At 70.2% G+C, this 16,210-nt stretch carries 15 protein-coding genes; 10 read left to right on the forward strand and 5 right to left on the reverse strand.

Annotated elements, in window-relative coordinates:
- Positions 1-5: 5 nt before the first annotated feature.
- The 9 genes from ABOD76_RS08565 (at position 6) to ABOD76_RS08605 (ending at position 9,969) form a co-directional block, all read left to right on the forward strand.
- Positions 6-1,487, forward strand: coding sequence for a UDP-glucose dehydrogenase family protein (locus ABOD76_RS08565; RefSeq protein ID WP_350244410.1), 1,482 nt, complete (start codon positions 6-8; stop codon positions 1,485-1,487).
- On the forward strand, positions 1,484-2,470 hold the full coding sequence (locus ABOD76_RS08570) for a UDP-glucuronic acid decarboxylase family protein (RefSeq protein WP_350244411.1): 987 nt from the start codon (positions 1,484-1,486) through the stop codon (positions 2,468-2,470). Before ABOD76_RS08565 ends, ABOD76_RS08570 begins: the two co-directional genes overlap by 4 nt.
- Before the next feature lie 85 nt (positions 2,471-2,555).
- Positions 2,556-3,530, forward strand: coding sequence for a glycosyltransferase family 2 protein (locus tag ABOD76_RS08575; protein WP_350244412.1), 975 nt, complete (start codon positions 2,556-2,558; stop codon positions 3,528-3,530).
- A 111-nt stretch (positions 3,531-3,641) separates the two neighbouring features.
- Entirely contained in the window at positions 3,642-4,901 is a 1,260-nt protein-coding gene (locus tag ABOD76_RS08580) for a glycosyltransferase (RefSeq protein ID WP_350244413.1), read from the forward strand.
- Positions 4,880-6,127, forward strand: a complete 1,248-nt coding sequence (locus ABOD76_RS08585; protein ID WP_350244414.1) for a glycosyltransferase — start codon at positions 4,880-4,882, stop codon at positions 6,125-6,127. Before ABOD76_RS08580 ends, ABOD76_RS08585 begins: the two co-directional genes overlap by 22 nt.
- Entirely contained in the window at positions 6,099-7,280 is a 1,182-nt protein-coding gene (locus ABOD76_RS08590) for a glycosyltransferase (RefSeq protein WP_350244415.1), read from the forward strand. Before ABOD76_RS08585 ends, ABOD76_RS08590 begins: the two co-directional genes overlap by 29 nt.
- Positions 7,277-8,779, forward strand: a complete 1,503-nt coding sequence (locus ABOD76_RS08595; protein WP_350244416.1) for a lipopolysaccharide biosynthesis protein — start codon at positions 7,277-7,279, stop codon at positions 8,777-8,779. Before ABOD76_RS08590 ends, ABOD76_RS08595 begins: the two co-directional genes overlap by 4 nt.
- Before the next feature lie 42 nt (positions 8,780-8,821).
- Positions 8,822-9,442 carry a glycerol-3-phosphate 1-O-acyltransferase PlsY gene (plsY, locus tag ABOD76_RS08600; RefSeq protein WP_350244417.1) on the forward strand — a complete coding sequence of 207 codons (621 nt, stop codon included), beginning with the start codon at positions 8,822-8,824 and terminating at the stop codon, positions 9,440-9,442.
- A 50-nt stretch (positions 9,443-9,492) separates the two neighbouring features.
- The gene (locus ABOD76_RS08605) at positions 9,493-9,969 is read left to right on the forward strand and encodes a hypothetical protein (protein WP_350244418.1); all 477 of its coding nucleotides are present in this window, start codon (positions 9,493-9,495) and stop codon (positions 9,967-9,969) included.
- A 2-nt stretch (positions 9,970-9,971) separates the two neighbouring features.
- Here the strand turns inward: ABOD76_RS08605 and ABOD76_RS08610 are convergent, their stop codons facing one another.
- Genes ABOD76_RS08610 through ABOD76_RS08630 form a run of 5 tightly spaced genes read right to left on the reverse strand, consistent with a single transcriptional unit; the run spans position 9,972 to position 15,659 of the window.
- Positions 9,972-11,165, reverse strand: a complete 1,194-nt coding sequence (locus ABOD76_RS08610; protein WP_350244419.1) for an amidohydrolase family protein — start codon at positions 11,163-11,165, stop codon at positions 9,972-9,974.
- A gap of 24 nt (positions 11,166-11,189) precedes the next feature.
- Positions 11,190-12,062, reverse strand: coding sequence for a DMT family transporter (locus ABOD76_RS08615; protein WP_350244420.1), 873 nt, complete (start codon positions 12,060-12,062; stop codon positions 11,190-11,192).
- Positions 12,059-12,796: a glucodextranase DOMON-like domain-containing protein gene (locus ABOD76_RS08620; protein ID WP_350245232.1), complete on the reverse strand. Its 738-nt coding sequence runs from the start codon at positions 12,794-12,796 to the stop codon at positions 12,059-12,061. The genes ABOD76_RS08615 and ABOD76_RS08620 overlap by 4 nt, the downstream gene beginning before the upstream one ends.
- A 40-nt stretch (positions 12,797-12,836) precedes the next feature.
- Positions 12,837-14,198 carry a DUF4127 family protein gene (locus ABOD76_RS08625; RefSeq protein WP_350244421.1) on the reverse strand — a complete coding sequence of 454 codons (1,362 nt, stop codon included), beginning with the start codon at positions 14,196-14,198 and terminating at the stop codon, positions 12,837-12,839.
- Positions 14,199-14,255: 57 nt separating this feature from the next.
- Positions 14,256-15,659 carry an MBL fold metallo-hydrolase gene (locus tag ABOD76_RS08630; RefSeq protein ID WP_350244422.1) on the reverse strand — a complete coding sequence of 468 codons (1,404 nt, stop codon included), beginning with the start codon at positions 15,657-15,659 and terminating at the stop codon, positions 14,256-14,258.
- An 88-nt stretch (positions 15,660-15,747) separates the two neighbouring features.
- Here ABOD76_RS08630 and ABOD76_RS08635 point away from each other — a divergent pair, with 88 nt between their 5' ends.
- On the forward strand, positions 15,748-16,188 hold the full coding sequence (locus ABOD76_RS08635; RefSeq protein ID WP_350244423.1) for a universal stress protein: 441 nt from the start codon (positions 15,748-15,750) through the stop codon (positions 16,186-16,188).
- The last annotated feature ends 22 nt before the right edge of the window (positions 16,189-16,210 follow it).

Genomic DNA, 16,210 nt, shown 5'->3' on the forward strand with positions numbered 1-16,210 from the left:
AGACTATGTCACAGGATTTGATGGCGGGAACGGACAAGACGAACACGATGCAGCCGCTCAAGGTAACGGTCGTGGGCACAGGCTACGTGGGACTGGGTACCGCCATCATGCTGGCCTACCTGGGCCATCAGGTGACCGGCCTGGACGTGGACCAGTCGAAGGTGGACATGCTCGCGGGGGGCGAGCTGCCCATCTACGAGCCGGGCCTGGACCAGCTGCTGCGCGACAGCAAGGACCGGCTGCGCTGGACCACCGATTACACCACAGCCATCCCGGATGCGGACGTGATCTTTATCTGCGTGGGCACGCCGCCCAACGCCGACGGCTCGCCCAACCTGCGCTTTGTGGCGGAGGCGGCCCGCAGCATTGCCCAGAACCTGAACGGCAAAGTGCAGGTCGTGGTGAACAAGAGCACCGTCCCGGTGGGGACCGGTGACTGGGTGGCGCGCATCATCGAGGACAACGCCCGCGAGTACAGCTCCGGCCGGTACCTGGTGGTCAGCAACCCCGAGTTCCTGCGTGAGGGCACCGCGCTGTACGACAGCCTGTACCCGGACCGCATCGTGCTGGGCAGCGACAGCAGCCTGGGCATCGAGCGCATGCGCCTGCTGTACGCCCCGCTGCTCGACCAGAGCTTTGAGGCGCCGGCGTACGTGCCGCGGCCCAGCAACTACGAGCGCCCGGAGCTGGTGGCCACCGCGCTCAGCAGCGCCGAGATGATCAAGTACGCCGCCAACGCGTTCCTGGCACTCAAGATCAGCTTCGCCAACGAGATCGCCGGGCTGTGCGAGCGGGTCGGCGCCGACATCAGCGAGGTGACGCAGGGCATCGGGCACGACAAGCGCAGCTGCCACCGCTTCCTGAACGCGGGCGCCGGCTGGGGTGGCAGCTGCTTCGGCAAGGACACCTCGGCGCTGATCAGCACCGGGTCCGAGTACGGCTACAGCATGCCGATCCTGGAAGCGGCCATCGCGGTCAACCAGCGTCAGCGCAGCCTGATCATCAACAAGCTGCAGCAGCACCTGCACCGGCTGAAGGGCAAGCGCGTGGCCGTCCTGGGCATGGCCTTCAAGCCCAACACCGACGACCTGCGTGACGCGCCGGCCCACGACACCATCCAGCGCCTGACGGCCCTGGGCGCCACCGTGGTGGCCCACGACCCGATCGCGATGCCGCGTGCCCGCCGCGAGTGGCAGCACCTGAGCTACACCGAGGCCGAGTCGGTGCGGGCCGCCGTGCGTGGCGCCGACGCCGTGATCATCGCCACCGAGTGGGACGAGTACCGCGAGCTGGACTGGAACGCCCTGCTGGTGGACATGCGCGGCCGTCTGATCATCGACACCCGCAACATCATCACCACCCAGCCGGACCGCTGCACCCTGGAGCAGATCGGCAAGCGCAGCGGCGTGGGCGTGCCACACCTGCCGGACGCCGACGTGCTGGCCGAGGAGCACCCCGTCACCATCGCGACCGGAGCCCAGGCATGAGAGTGCTGCTGACCGGCAGCGCCGGCTTCATCGGCAGCCACCTGACCGAGCGGCTGCTGTCGGACGGCCACACTGTGATCGGGGTGGACAACTACATCAGCGGGCAGCCGGCCAACACGCAGCTGTTCCTGGACCACCCCCGCTTCAGCTTCATCGAGGCCGACGTGTCCACCAACATGCCGGTGGTGCAGGAGCCGCTGGACTGGGTGCTGCACTTCGCCAGCCCCGCCAGCCCCCCGCACTACCAGCAGCACCAGATCGAGACGCTGATGGTGGGCGCGCAGGGCACCCAGAATGCCCTGGAGCTGGCCAGCCGGCACGGCGCCAAGTTCATGCTGGCCAGCACCAGCGAGGTCTACGGCGACCCGAAGGTGCACCCGCAGCCGGAAAGCTACTGGGGCCACGTGAACCCCAACGGCCTGCGCAGCTGCTACGACGAGGCCAAGCGCTACGCCGAGGCCATCACCTTCGCCTACCACCGCTCCCGCGGGGTGGACACGCGCGTCATCCGCATCTTCAACACCTATGGCCCCCGGATGCGCGCCGACGACGGCCGGGTGGTGACCAACCTGGTGAACCAGGCGCTACGTGGCGAGGCGCTGACCGTCTACGGCGACGGCTCGCAGACCCGCAGCTTCCAGTACGTCACTGACCTGATCGAGGGCATCATCCGGCTGATGGGCGTGGACTTCCACGAACCGGTCAACCTGGGCAACCCCGACGAGTACACCATCCTGCAGTTCGCGGAGGTGATCCGCGAGGCGATCAACCCGCAACTGCCGGTGGTCTTCGAGCCGCTGCCGCAGGACGACCCGATGCAGCGCAAGCCGGACATCAGCCGCGCCCGCGAGCTGCTCGGCTGGGCCCCCAGCAAGTCGCTGCACGAGGGCCTGGGCCTGACGGTGGCGGCCTTCCGGCAGCCGCAGACGGCCGCCCCGCTGGACCACACGGCCGGCACCACGCTGGCGAGCAGCACCGACTGAACGGCGCGGTTCAGCTCAGCACAGAGGCCAGGAAGCGGCGACACTTCCTGGCCTCTGTGCCGTGGCTGGCCCCGAAAGGAATCTGATGTCCCAAACCGTACTTCCCCTCATCTCGGTGGTTATCCCGACCTACCGGCGGCCCGACCTGCTGATGGAACGCTCGCTGCCCAGCGCCCTGGCCCAGACGTACCCGAACCTGGAAGTGATCGTGGTGCAGGACGGCGGCCCGGACCCCGAAACCGAGGCGCGGCTCTCGGCCCTGGCCGACCCGCGCGTCCGGCACGTGATCCTGGAGGGCAACCAGGGCGGCGCCACCGCCCGCAACGCCGGCGTGCAGGCTGCAGGCGGCGAGTGGATCGCCTTTCTGGACGACGACGACGCGTGGCTGCCGCACAAGCTGGAACGGCAGCTGGCACTGGCCGGTCGCTCCCGTTTCCGCTGGCCGGTCATCTCCAGCCAGTGGTTCACTCGTACCCTGGAGGGCGACGAGCCGAACCTGCACCGCCCGCTGCGCGAAGGCGAGCCGCTGGGCGACTACCTGCTCTCGCGCGACCAGCCTTCAGTGCGCGAGTGCGGCCTAACCTGCTCCACCCTGCTGGTGCCGCGCGCACTGCTGCTGCAGGTGCCGTTCACCGACGGCCTGCCCAAGCACCAGGACACCGACTGGCTGCTGCGGGCCGGCGCGCATCCGGGGGTGGGCGTGGAGGTGCTGCAGGAACCGGCCATCCTCTACTACTTCGAGGCGGGCCGACCGCAGATGAGCTGGAACAGCCGCTGGGCCTACTCGCTGGAGTGGGCGGAGGGCCATTACCGGGCCGGCCGGATGAGCCGCCGGGCCTACGCCGGCTTTCTGGTGTCGTTCGTGTCGCCGCTGGCGGCCCGGACCCCCACCCTGAAGGCCTTCCTGACCATCGGGGGACGCCTGCTGAGGTTGCGGCCCCGGCTGTTCGAGTGGCCACGGTTCCTGATGATCTGGCTGCTGCCGGACCGGCTGCGCGCCCGACTGTTCCGGCGCCGCGCCGACGTCCGGACCGGAAACAGCGCCCACCTGAAGCGATAAAATGGCACTTTACGGCAGTCCTCATGTTTATATTCGTGTTACGCTCACGCTCTTACACTCCCCTCAGATGACGCAGGTACCCCAGCTCCCCCCTCCGGAACGGCACGTCCCGTGAACGTTCTGCATCTGAGCACCGACGATCTGGGCGGTGGCGCCGCGCGCGGCGCCTACTGGCTGCATCAGGCGCTGCGGTCTGAGGGCGTGGCGTCCCGGATGCTGGTGCAGCGCAAGAGCACCCAGGACCCGGACGTGCTGCTGGCAGCCGGCCACCTGCACAAACTGGCCAGCCGCACCGATCAGCTGGCGCTGCGCCTCTACCCGAAGCGTCGGCGGGCCATCTTCACGCCGTCGCTGATGGGCTGGGGCGTGCAGCACACCGTCAACCGGCTGCGGCCGGACGTGGTCAACCTGCACTGGGTCCAGGGCGGCTTCACCACCCCCGAGACCATCGGGGCCATTCAGGCCCCGCTGGTCTGGACCCTGCGCGACCTGTGGCCGCTGACCGGCGGCTGCCACTACAGCGGCGACTGCGAGCGCTTCACCAGCGGCTGTGGCCACTGTCCGGCGCTGGGCTCCGAGCGCGGCCTGGACCTGTCGTCCCTGCTGTACGCGCGCAAGCAGCGGGCGTGGCGTGGGCGGCGCATCACGCTGGTGGCGCTGAGCGAGTGGATGGCAGATCAGGCCCGGCTCAGCCCCCTGTTTGCGGGCAGCGACATCTCGGTGATTCCCAACGCCCTGGACACCGACATCTACAAACAGATGCCCCGCGCCTTCGCCCGCGAGGCCCTGAACCTGCCGGCCCGCGGCCGCATCGTGCTGTTCAGTGCCCTGAACCCGCTGGGTGAGCGGCGCAAGGGCTTCGCCGAGTTCATGGCCGCCCTGGAGCTCCTGCGGCAGCAGGGCGAGGAGGATCTGACGGCGGTGGTGGTGGGAGCCGTCACCCGCACCCCGCCGGAACGCCCGCCGGTGCCGACCATCTACACGGGGCCGCTGCGCGACGACGCCTCGCTGGCGCTGGCCTACGCCGCCGCCGACCTGACCGTGATGCCGTCCCACGAGGAGGCCTTCGGCAAGGTGGCGATGGAGTCGCTGGCCTGCGGCACCCCGGTGGTGGGCTTCAATGTGGGCGGACTGAAGGACGTGGTGGACCACCTTCAGAACGGCTACCTGGCCCGGCTGGGCGACATTCCGGATCTGGCGGAGGGCATTCGCCAGCTGCTGCACCATCCTGACCCCGGCCAGCTCGCACAGCATGGCCGTGACAAGACCGAGCGCCTCTATACCTTCTCCCGTCAGGCGCGCCTCTACAGCAGCCTGTACACCCGTCTTCTCAGTGAGGTGAGTGAGCCATGTCTATCCACCAGCCGTTGATCCCCGACAGCGTGACCATCATCGACCCGCTCGACTCGGGCCACCACACCCCCTACGCCATCTGGATGGCGCGCGAACTGGTGGCGCGCGGTCTGCAGGTCAACCTGATCGGCAGCGCGCGCTTCATCGAGGCGGTCTCGGCGGAGGCCGAGATCAGCCGCTCGCAGGTGCTGAGCATCTACGACGGGCCGATCGAGCAGTACCACCGGAGCCGGGTCTGGAAGAAGGAGGGCTACAACTTCCGCTTCCTCAGGCGCGCGCTCAAGATCGCCGCCGACTTCGGCAGCGAGACCATTCACCTGGTCTACCTGGACTACTTCCTGCCGAGTGCTTTCCTGAACGTGCTGCTGAGCCGCCCGCGCGCCCGGCTGTTCGGCACCCTGCACTGGACCTACTTCCTGCCCGGCAGCGCCGCGAGCCGCTGGAAGAACGGCCGCAATCTGCTGCACATCTGGAGCCTGCGCCGGCTGCTGCGCGGCGGCATGCAGCTGCAGGTGCATTCGCACAGCTTCAAGCCGCTGCTGCGCGAGCTGAGCGGCAGCGACAACGTCACGCACATCCCGTATCCGATTGAAGAGCCGCCGGCCGACGTGCAGGCGCGGGCCCGCGAGTTGCGGGCGGGGTTGCAGCTGCAACCGGATCAACGGCTGATCCTGCTGTTCGGCGGCACCCGGCAGGACAAGGGCGCCGACCTGGCGCTGCGGCTGCTGGCGCGCCTGCCGGAGCGCTACCGGCTGATGATCGCCGGCCCGGCCCAGCACTTCAAGGCCGACGACATCGAGCGGATGGCGCGGGAGGCGGGGGTGCAGGACCGGCTGTACACCAACCTCAACTTCATTCCGCACGGCGAGGCCGAAAGCTACTTCGCGGCCTCGGACGTGGTGCTGCTGCCGTACCGTCCGGTGTTCTCCGGCCAGAGCGGGGTGCTGTCGGTGGCGGCCACCCTGGGCGTCCCGGTGGCCGCCTCCGACTCGGGCACCATGCGCGAAACGGTGGAGGCGTATCAGCTGGGCGAGGTGTTCCCCTGCGAGGATCTGGACGCCATGCAGGCCGCTGTGGAACGGGTGGTCAGCCAGCCGTACCAGGGCCTGACCGAACAATTCAGACGAGACCATTCGCTCGAACAGTTTGCAGACCAGATCGTCCGGCACTACCGTGCCGAGCCGGAACTGCGTCCGCCGGTACAAGGAGTGGCGCATGCCGCGAAACATCGTCATCTACCGTGAAAACCTGCTGGCCTACTCAGAAACCTTCATTCTGAACCAGGCCGAGTCGCTGCAGAACTTCCGGCCGTACTACGTCGGCACCCGGCGATTAAACGGGCTGTCGCTGCCGGAGGACCGCAGCGTGGTGCTGAGTTCCGGCACCGTGGTCGGCCGGGCCGAGGAGCTGCTCTACAAGTTCAGCGGCTTCGCGCCGCGCCTGCATGCCCGGCTGCGGCAGATCCGGCCGGCCCTGATCCACGCACATTTCGGCTCGGACGGGGTGATGGCCCTGCCGCTGGCGCGCCGGCTGCGGGTGCCGCTGCTGGTCACCTTCCACGGCTACGACGCCGCGATGCACGATGAGGCGCTGCTGGCGCTGCCGAACCTGCGCGACCGGCGGCTGGTGCAGCAACGCCCGCAGCTGATCCGGGAGGCCACTCTGTTTCTGGCGGTCTCGGAACACATCCGCCGGCTGCTGATCGCCAAGGGCTTTCCGGCCGAAAAGATCGTGACGCACTACAACGGCGTGGACACCCACCGCTTCGACTACCGCGACCCGGCGCAGGCCTCGGACCTGCCGCCGCTGGTGCTGTTCGTGGGCCGCATGGTGGAAAAAAAGGGGGTGGCGGATCTGCTGCGGGCCATGCAGCAGGTCCGCGCCCAGCTGCCGGAAGCCCGGCTGGTGCTGCTGGGCGACGGCCCGCTGCTCACCGAGCTGCAGACGCTGGCCGGCCACCTGGGGCTCCCCTGCGACTTCATGGGCCGGCAATCGGTGCCAGAGATCCAGCAGTGGATGGCCCAGGCCAGCCTGCTGTGCGTGCCGAGCGTGACGGCCCAGAACGGCGACACCGAGGGCCTGCCCACCGTGGTGCTGGAAGCCCAGGCCTGCGGTCTGCCGGTGGTGGCCACCGAGCATGCCGGCATTCCGGAGGCGGTGCAGCATGAGGTCAACGGGCTGGTGGTGCCGGAGCGCGACCCGGCGCAGCTGGCCGCCGCCCTGACGCGCCTGCTGACCGACGCGCCGCTGCGGCAGCGCTTCGGTCAGGCGGCGCGCCGTGAGGTGGTGCGCCGCTTCGACGCCGGCAACCAGGTGCGGGTGCTGGAACAGCTGTACACCCGGGTGATCGGTCAGCAGCTGCCGAGTGCGGCCGCTCAGCGGAGCGTCACGTCATGACCCTGCGGACCAGGACCGTCAACGCTGTCAAGTGGAGCACCTTCTCCTTCGTCATCAACGCCCTGCTCACGCCGGTGTTCGCCGCGATCCTGGCCCGCCTGCTCACCCCCGCACAGTTCGGCGTGGTGGCGCTGGGCATGGCGCTCTACCTGCTGGGCCAGTTCCTGGCTGACCTGGGGGTCGGGCCGGCGCTGGTGCAGAAAAAGGAACTGACGCCCCAGCACGTGCATTCGGCCTTCGGCTCCTCGGTGCTGCTGGGCCTGCTGGTCACGGCGCTCGGGTGGTTCACGGCTCCCCTGGCCGGCCAGTATTTCCACAACCCCGATGTGGTGACGGTGTTCCGGGGCTTTTCGCTCACCTACCTGCCGCTGACCCTGACCGGGGTGGCAGCCAACCTGCTGCGCCGCGACCTGCGCTTCCGGGCCATGATGGTCATCGACACCACCTCCTACATCGTGGGGCACGGCCTGTTCGGGCTGGGCTCGGCGTACCTGGGCTACGGGGCCACCAGCCTGGTGATCAGCGTGATCGCCCAGAACGTGATTCTGCTGAGCTGCACGATGTTCCTGACAAGACGACAGTTCGGGCTGGCCTTCCACTGGAGCGCCATGCGCGAGCTGTACAGCTTCGGCGGCATGGTGTCGGTGGTGACGCTGCTGGAGTACTTCAGCAGCAGCCTGGACACCTTCCTGGTGGGCCGTTTCTATAACGTGACCTCGCTGGGTCTGTACAACAGCGCCTACCGCACCGTCTGCACGCCGCTGCTCTCATTCACCCGCAGCATGACCCGGGTGCTGGCCTCCAGTTTCAGCGCGGCCCAGGACCAGCAGGAGCGGCTGCGCCGCGCCTACCTCACCGGCGTCCAGACGCTCTCGGTGCTGACCTGCCCGATTGCGGTCGGGGTACTGATCTGCGCGCCGGAGATCGTGCATGTGCTGCTGGGGCCGCGCTTCGCCGGTTCGGTGCCGATCATGCAGGTGTTCGCGATGTACATCCCGTTCATGGTGCTGACCAATATCTCCGGCGTGATCTCGCAGGCCACCGCTCGCCTGGGTGCCAAGATCGTGATCCAGTCGTTGTACCTGGTCGGCATCGGCGCGGGCTTCCTGCTGGTGCACCGGCTGGGACTGCCGGTCATCAGCTTCGCGGCGGTGCTGGCTGTGGCCAGCGCGCTGCGCTGGGCCGGCTACATGGTGGTGGTGGAGCGCATCATCGGCGGCGGCCTGGGCAATGTGGTGCGCAGCAACCTGAGCGGGGTGCTGCCCAGCATCGTGGTGGGCGTGCCGCTGTTCCTGGCGGTGCTGGGGCTGCGCGCCGCGCACACCCCGCTGGCGCTGCTGTTCGTGACCGAACTGCTGCTGGGCGGCGGCCTGATGCTGCTGGTGGTGCTAAACGGCCCTGAGACGGAAGCCAAGCGGATGATCCAGGGTGGCCTGCGCCGGGTGCAGACCCGGCTGGGGCGCGGCGCGGCCCCCACCACCGACCTGCACGGCCGCTGACCTCACACCCCACCCGGCGGCCACGGTGAGTAGAATGGCCCGGTGATCCAGACGGTGGTGGCGGTGGTGGTGGCGTATCTGCTCGGCGCAGTGCCGGTCGGCCTGCTGGTGGCGCGCAGCCGGGGCGTCAACATCCGGACGGTGGGCTCCGGCAACAGCGGGGCCACCAACGTGCAGCGCACGCTCGGCTGGGGGCCGGGGCTGGCGGTGGCGGTCTTCGACATCCTGAAAGGCGCGCTGGCGGTCTGGGTCGCCCGGCGGCTGCATCTGGGCGACCCGGCAGCGGCGCTGTGCGGCCTGGCCGCCGTCATGGGACACAACTACAGCGCCTTCATGGGGTTCCGGGGCGGCAAGGGCGTGGCGACCAGCTTCGGCGTGCTGCTGATGATCAGTCCGCTCAGCGCGGGAGCCGGCTTCGTGGTGGGCCTCGTGACCATCCTGCTGACCCGCTACGTCTCGGCCGGCAGCATGATCGGGGCGCTGACGGTGCTGGTGAGCGCGCTGCTGCTGGGCCGGCCCTGGTGGGAAACCTTGATTCTGGCGCTGCTGACGGCGCTGGTGTTCTGGCAGCACCGCGAGAACATGAAGCGCCTGCAGAGTGGCAATGAGAGCCGGCTGGGCCAGAAAGTGGCCGTTCAGAACGTGCCCAAGCCGGCCCGCTGACCGGCCGGCCCCTGCTCAGCTTCCTCATCACCGGCCCGTATGCTGGGGCCATGCTGACTGTTCGCCGTGCCCTGTCGCTGCTGGCCCTGCCGCTGCTGTTCGCCTCCTGCGCCCCGCTGATCAGCACCGCCGCCCAGCTCTCGGAGCAGGGGCCTGCTCCGGATCGGTCCGGCCCGCTGACCGTGGGCCAGCGCTGGACCGTGAGCGGGCAGATTGACGGCGGTCCGGTGAGCACGACCATCCCGGTCCCCGCGCTGAACCTCACCGCCCAGTACGCGCGCTCCACCCACACCGACCGCGAGCGGGTGGAGCAGCAGGCCACCGCCGGCTATCAGGAGGCGGAATACAGCGACCAAGGGGTGCCGACCCTGATCTTCCGCTGGACCGAGAATGCCGACGGCAACGGGACAGGCCGTTACACCTGCACCCTCACTACCCTGACCCAGGCGCCCTACAACGGCGTGCTGACGCTGCAGCGGAGCGGCAACAACTACACCGGCACCTGCAGCGCCCAGCCGGCCAGCTGAGCTCAGTTGAGCAGTGGTCGGCCCTCCTCCCGGTCTGGCCAGAGATAGCGCTCACTCCACGGTTCACCGCGCCGCAGCAGTGGCACCCGGCCGCCCACCACCCGCATCCCACCCTTGACCGCCGCCCGCACGATCTGGCGCGGGTCCAGGGCCGGGTGGACGGCCCAGGCCGCCTGAATCTCGTCATGGATGTCCAGCGTCTCGCCGCTCGCCACGCTGTCGGTGCCCAGCGCCACCTCCCCTCCGGCCGCCGCATATGCAGCCCAGGGAAAGGTGCCGCACTCCAGGTTGCGGTTGCTGCGCGGGCAGCTGACCACCAGACAGCCGGCCTGCGCCACGGTGCGGATGTCCTCCGGCGTCACGTTGACCATGTGGATCAGGGTGGGGCGGGCCTGCAGCACGCCCAGCTCCGCCAGGTAGGCCACGCCGGTCCGCTCCGGGTCGGGGGCGCGGCCCAGCACGTCCGCGATGCCCAGGCCCGGCACGCTGGCCTGCATGGACCGCAGGAACGACTCGGCCAGCGGACCGCCACCGGTGCGGAACAGCTCGGCCTCTGAGGGATGTTCCAGCACGTGGATCTGCATCGGCAGGCCCTCGCCAGCTGCATATTCCGAGAGCAGCTGCAGCAGCACGCTCGACACGGTGTAGGTCGCGTGCGGCGAGAGGCCCAGGCGCATGCCGCCGGGCCGCTCCAGCCGCCGCCAGCTCTCCAGCCGCTCACGCGTGCGGGCAAAGGTCTGCCGGGCGGTGGCCGGGTTGGGGTCCAGCACCTCCCAGTAGGCCACGCCCGGCACCTCAGAGTCGCGCAGCAGCCACTCCATCACGTCCGGATGCCACACGATGTCGCCCAGCGCGGCCGCGCCGCTGCGGCGCACCGCATTCAGGCCCGACTGCGCGCCTTCCAGCCCGCGTAGAAACCGGCCGGCGATCACCACCTCCGGAATCCACTGGAAGTACGGCAGCGCCCGGAAGGCATACAGGCTCATGTCCAGGTGCGTGTGCGCGTTGACCGGCGGCGGCGCGATCACCCGGCCCACCCGCTGCTCCTGCGCCTGCGGGTAGTTCACGCGCAGCTCCGCAAGTGGCCCCGCCGCCGCGATGGTCTGGCCCGAGACCACCACCCCCCCGTCGGTGATGGGCAGGCCCATGCCGGTGTAGAGGATGTCGGCGGCGTAGAGGGTGGGAAGCAGCGTCATGCCGCGAAGATAGCAGGCGTGTGGCTAGCCGGTACTGAGCAGCAGCGCCGCCCCCACCACCAGCGCCGCCCCCAGCAGCGCCAGCAGCGAGAGATGTTCTCCGAACAGGGCCGCGGCCAGCAGCGCGGCCACCACCGGCTCCAGGCTGGCGATCACGCTGGTGCGGGTGGCGGGCAGCCGCTTCAGGCCCGCGCTGTAGGCCAGGTAGGCGAGATACGTGCTGAACACCGCGATGGTCAGGAGCAGCAGCCAGGCTGGGCCGCTCTTGTGACTGAAGGTGGTCAGGGGGGCCAACAGCAGCGCCCCGAACGGCAGCGCCACCCCGTACAGCGCCGGCACCGCATACCGACTGAAAAACAGCTTGCCGTACAGGTAATACAGGCTGTAGGTGAACCCGGCACACAGCCCCCAGCCGAGCGCGGCCGCACTCACCTGCACCCCCTGGCCGCCGCCCAGCGAGATCAGCGCCACGCCGCCCAGCGTCAGCAGCACCGCGCCCAGCTCACGTGCGCCCAGCCGCTCCTGCAGAAAGAGGCCGCCCATGATCGCCACAAAGGCCGGCGCGGTGTACAGCAGCACCGAGGCGAGGCTGGCTCCCCCGGCGCGCACGGCCAGCTGATAGCTGGCATAGAACACGCTGACTCCCAGCACCCCGAACAACAGCGTGAAGAGCAGGTCGCGACCCCGCGGCAGCGCCGCCCGTGTCACCGCCGCGTGCAGCAGGTACAGCCCGCCCCCCAGCGCGGCCCGCCAGAACGCCACCTCCAGCGGCCCCAGGCCCAGCCGCTGGGCCGCCTTGCCGAAGATGCCCAGCAGGCCCCACAGGCAGGCCGCCGCCAGCACCAGCAGGGTGGCGCGCAGCAGGTCCGGGCGGGCGCGGCCTGGGGTCGCCGTCACCGTTTACGCCAGACCAGCACCGTGAATACCACCGCCAGCACCAGCCCGGCCACCGCCAGCAGCAACAGCAGCAGGGCGCGCCGGTCGCGGGTCTGGCCCACAGCGCCGAGCTGATGGGTGCGGTAGGCCTGCGCCTGCGGTGTCACCCCGATCACGTCCACCGGCAACGGAGCATTCAGGGCCGTTACCTGCAGGCTGGACTCCCCTCCGCCGGTGCTGGGCCGCAGGTAACCGTCCGGCGTGAAGGGCGAGTACACGCTCATGGTCACCCAGTAGCTGTACTGCCCGCTGGGAATCGGGGTGCCGATGACGACAGTGCTGCCGGACAGCTGCACCGTCAGCGGCGTGGTGCGCGGCTGCGGGCGCGTCTGGCCGTCCGGCACGAATTCCAGGCTGGACCCGAAGCCGCTCACCCGCAGGTGGTACTGCCAGCCGCCGCTGCCCGCCGCCGAGAAGCCCAGCCCCGCAAGATCGGTGGCGCCGCCCAGCCGGCTTTTCACGAACACGTCCAGCACGCCCGCCGAGTAGCCGAGCGGCGCGTTCCACAGGTTCTGCACCGCGCCCAGGCCCACCCGCAGCTGCAACCGCCCACCCACGTCCTGCACCTGCAGTTCACGCAGGTCCAGGGCGTCGGGGTTGAGGGCCGGACGGGTCGGCAGGACGTAGCTGCCGTCGCCGCGCATGTCTCCGGTGGCGTCAGGAACGGTGAGCAGGGCGGCGGCAGCCAGGAGCATCAGCACGGCTGGAAGTATAGAGCGGGCTGCCGCTCAGCGCTCACCGGCCGTCTTCCTGTCCCTCCGGCTGCAGCTGCAGGTCGGCCTCGAAGCTGCGCTGCCACGGCAGCCGCGCGCCTTCCAGGGTGTAGGTCTGCCCGAACTGCAGCGGAAAATAGAGCCGGGCCAGCGTCAGCAGCGTCTGCTGGGCCTGCGGCGTGCCCAGCTGCGTCTCGGGCAGCGCCTGCCTCAGCTGAGCGCGCAGCTTGGTGCCGTACACGATGTCGTTGGCGTACTCGCGGGCCAGCAGCGCGTCCTGACGCTCCGGCAGCGCCGGGCCGCTCACCGGCGCCTGCTCGGCCAGCTGCAGCACCCGGGCGTGGGCCAGCACGGTGCCGAGGTTGTTGCCGGGCGTGCCCCAGGCGGCCAGACTCGCCAGGTCCTGCGGGCGGCGCAGGGTGTAAAGGTCGGTCCACATGCGCGGGTTGCCACCGTTGATCTTCTCCACGTCGGCCACCGCCACCGGGCCGCGCCGCAGCAGCTGGCTGATCCGCAGGGCCGCGGCCCGCGCGTCGCCGCCGTTGTAGACGTAGAGCGTCAGGGCCGCCGGACCGCCCTCCGGCCGGGTCCCCACCCCGCCGAAGGGCGTGAGCACCGGGTCCGGCACGGTCGGCACCACCGTCCAGCCGGCCGCCGCCGCATGCAGCGCCACCGAGGCGCTCAGCGGAATGCCCTCGTAGCGGATCACCTGGGCCGCCTTGTCGCTCTGGCTGTACTCCACCGCCAGCGGGCTGGGCTCGCCGCCCAGCGACAGCGCGGCCAGACTGGCCAGCACCTCGTCGGCCCCCGGGTAGACCCGGACATTTTCGGGCGCGTCCTGGGCCAGCGCCGCCCCCTCGGCCGGAGAGGGACTGCCGGGCAGCGCGTCGTCCCAGGTGACGTGCAGCTGGGCAAACACGCCCTCGCGCGCCCAGCCGATCATCTGGCGGGCCACCTCCAGGTTGCGGGCGCGGTTGGTGGCGTCCGGTTCGCGCGGCAGCGTGATGAAGGCGTAGACCGGCTGCCCGGTGCGCTCGTGCCAGTCGCGCACCGCCTGCAGCCGCTGCATCACCGTCTCCACCGGGTCCGGGCTGGTCCGCGACTGCACCAGCCCGCCGTAGGCCAGCGCGTCCAGCGCGATGATCAGCGGCCCGTCGGCCGGCTGCGCGTTCATCCACTCGGTGAGCCGCTGCGGATCGGCCCCGTGTTGGGCGTCGCCCAGCAGCTCGGCCGGCGTGACATGGACCGGCTGGCCGCGCAGTCCAGCGATCTGGGCCGGGAGGGTGCTGGTGGCCGGACGGGAATCGAGCGGAATCAGCAGCTGGGCCTGCACACTTCCGGCCAGCGCGAGGGACAGGGCCACGGCAGAGGGGCGAACACGCATAGCTGAACCCTAGCGACCCAACGTGAGGAACGTCAGGCGGCGGTGCTCCGGCCCGCTTCAGCGCTCGGCCGGCACCGCCGCACCCGACAGCTCCACCGGCTGACCGGCCGGCACCGGGCGGGCCGACCGCCCGGCCGCCTCCAGCACGGCCGCAAAGCCCTGCATCACCTCCGGCTCACCGTGCACCAGCCAGACCTGCGCTGGCCCGGTGGGTTCCAACCAGCGCTGCAGGTCGGCCTGGTCCGCGTGGGCCGAGAGGCCCGACACCCGCTCGATGTGCGCCTTCACCGGCACCACCTCGCCCAGCACCTCCACCTCGGCGGCCCCGCCCACGAGCTGGCCGCCCAGGCTGCTGGGGCTCTGGTACCCCACCGCCACCACGGTGGTGCTGGGCTTCCACAGCTGATGCCGCAGGTGATGCAGGATACGGCCCCCGGTCATCATGCCGTTGCCCGCCAGGATGATGGCCGGGCCGTCGTAACGGTTGAGGCGCTGCGACTCCAGCGGCGTGGTCACCACGTGAAGCGTGCTGGGCCGGAACGGGTCCAGCCCCGCCTGCAGCATCGCTCCGAGCTCCGGGCGCAACTCCGCGCCATACTCGGCGTAGCTGAGGGTGGCCCGCGCCGCCATCGGGGCGTCCAGGAACACCGGCACGCGCGGCAGCTCGCCACGTTCCATCAGGCCGTGGAGCAGGTACAGCAGCACCTGGGTCCGCTCGATGGCGAAGCACGGCATCAGGATCTTGCCGCCGCGCCGCACCGCCTGCCGCAGCACCTCCGCCAGCTGTGCCAGCGTCTGTGGCAACGTCGGGTGCCGGCTCAGGCCGTAGGTGCTCTCCACCACCACCGCGTCGGCCTCCGGCGGCAGGCTGTAACCCGGCTGCAGCACCGAGGGCTGGCGGCCCAGGTCGCCGCTCATCACCAGCCGGCCCTCCCGGCTGTCCAGCACCAGAAACGCGCTGCCCAGGATGTGCCCGGCCCGCTCGGGCCGCACCCGCACCTGTCCCAGCGTCAGGGTCTGCCCGTAGTGCAGCACCGGCCGCATCAGCGTCAGCACGTCGTCCACGTCCTGCTCGTCATAGAGCGGGGGCGGGACCGTCCGTTCCTGGCCTATGCGCCGCGCCAGTTTGAGCGCCTGGGTATAGCCGTCCACCTGCAGCCTCGCGCTGTCGCGCAGCACGGTGGCGGTCAGCCGCGCGGTGGGCGGGGTGCAGTAGATCGGACCGCGGAAGCCGCGCCGGTACAGCAGCGGCAGGCGTCCCACATGGTCCAGGTGGGCGTGGGTGAGCAGCACCGCGTTCAGCCCGGCCGCCTCGAACGGGAAGGGCTCGCGGTTGCGCTGCTCGGTCTGCTCGTCGCCCTGAAACAGGCCACAGTCAATCAGCAGCTGCTGCCCGTCCAGCTGCAGATGGTGGGCGCTGCCGCTCACGGTTCCGGCCGCTCCCAGACTCGTCAGGCGCATGGGCCAGTCTAGCGCCTGGGTCTGCGGCCAGCTTCAGCATTTCTTTGCGTGCCGCGCCGCGCCTGTTTGGGAGGGCTAGGGTAGCTTCATGAACCCGTTTGCCCGTATCGCCATCGGCATTGACTTCTCGCCCAGCGCGGAGGCTGCCCTGCAGCTGGCCCGCCAGCGATTCGGCGGCGCTCAGCTGCGGCTCATCCATGTGGTAGACGCCCGCGCCGGCGCGGTCCCGGACCTCTCGACCGGTGGGCTCGCCCCGGTCACCACCAGTCCCGAGGTGCTGGACCAGCTGTCGCTCGGAGACGGCCGTCAGCTGGACCGGCTGGCGCAGGAGGGCGAGGAGGAGGAGGTGGTGATGGGCGAACCGGCCCTGACGCTGGTGGAGTCGGCAATGCGCTGGGGCGCGGACCTGATCGTGGTGGGCACCCACTCGCAGGGCGCGCTGGAGCACTTCTTTCTCGGCTCGGTGGCCGAACAGGTGGTGCGCCGCTCGCCGGTGCCGGTGCTGACGGTGCCGATGCCCAGACGCTAGCGGGTCCGGGAGGCCTGAGCCC

The sequence above is a fragment of the Deinococcus sonorensis KR-87 genome (assembly GCF_040256395.1).
Lineage (GTDB): Bacteria > Deinococcota > Deinococci > Deinococcales > Deinococcaceae > Deinococcus > Deinococcus sonorensis.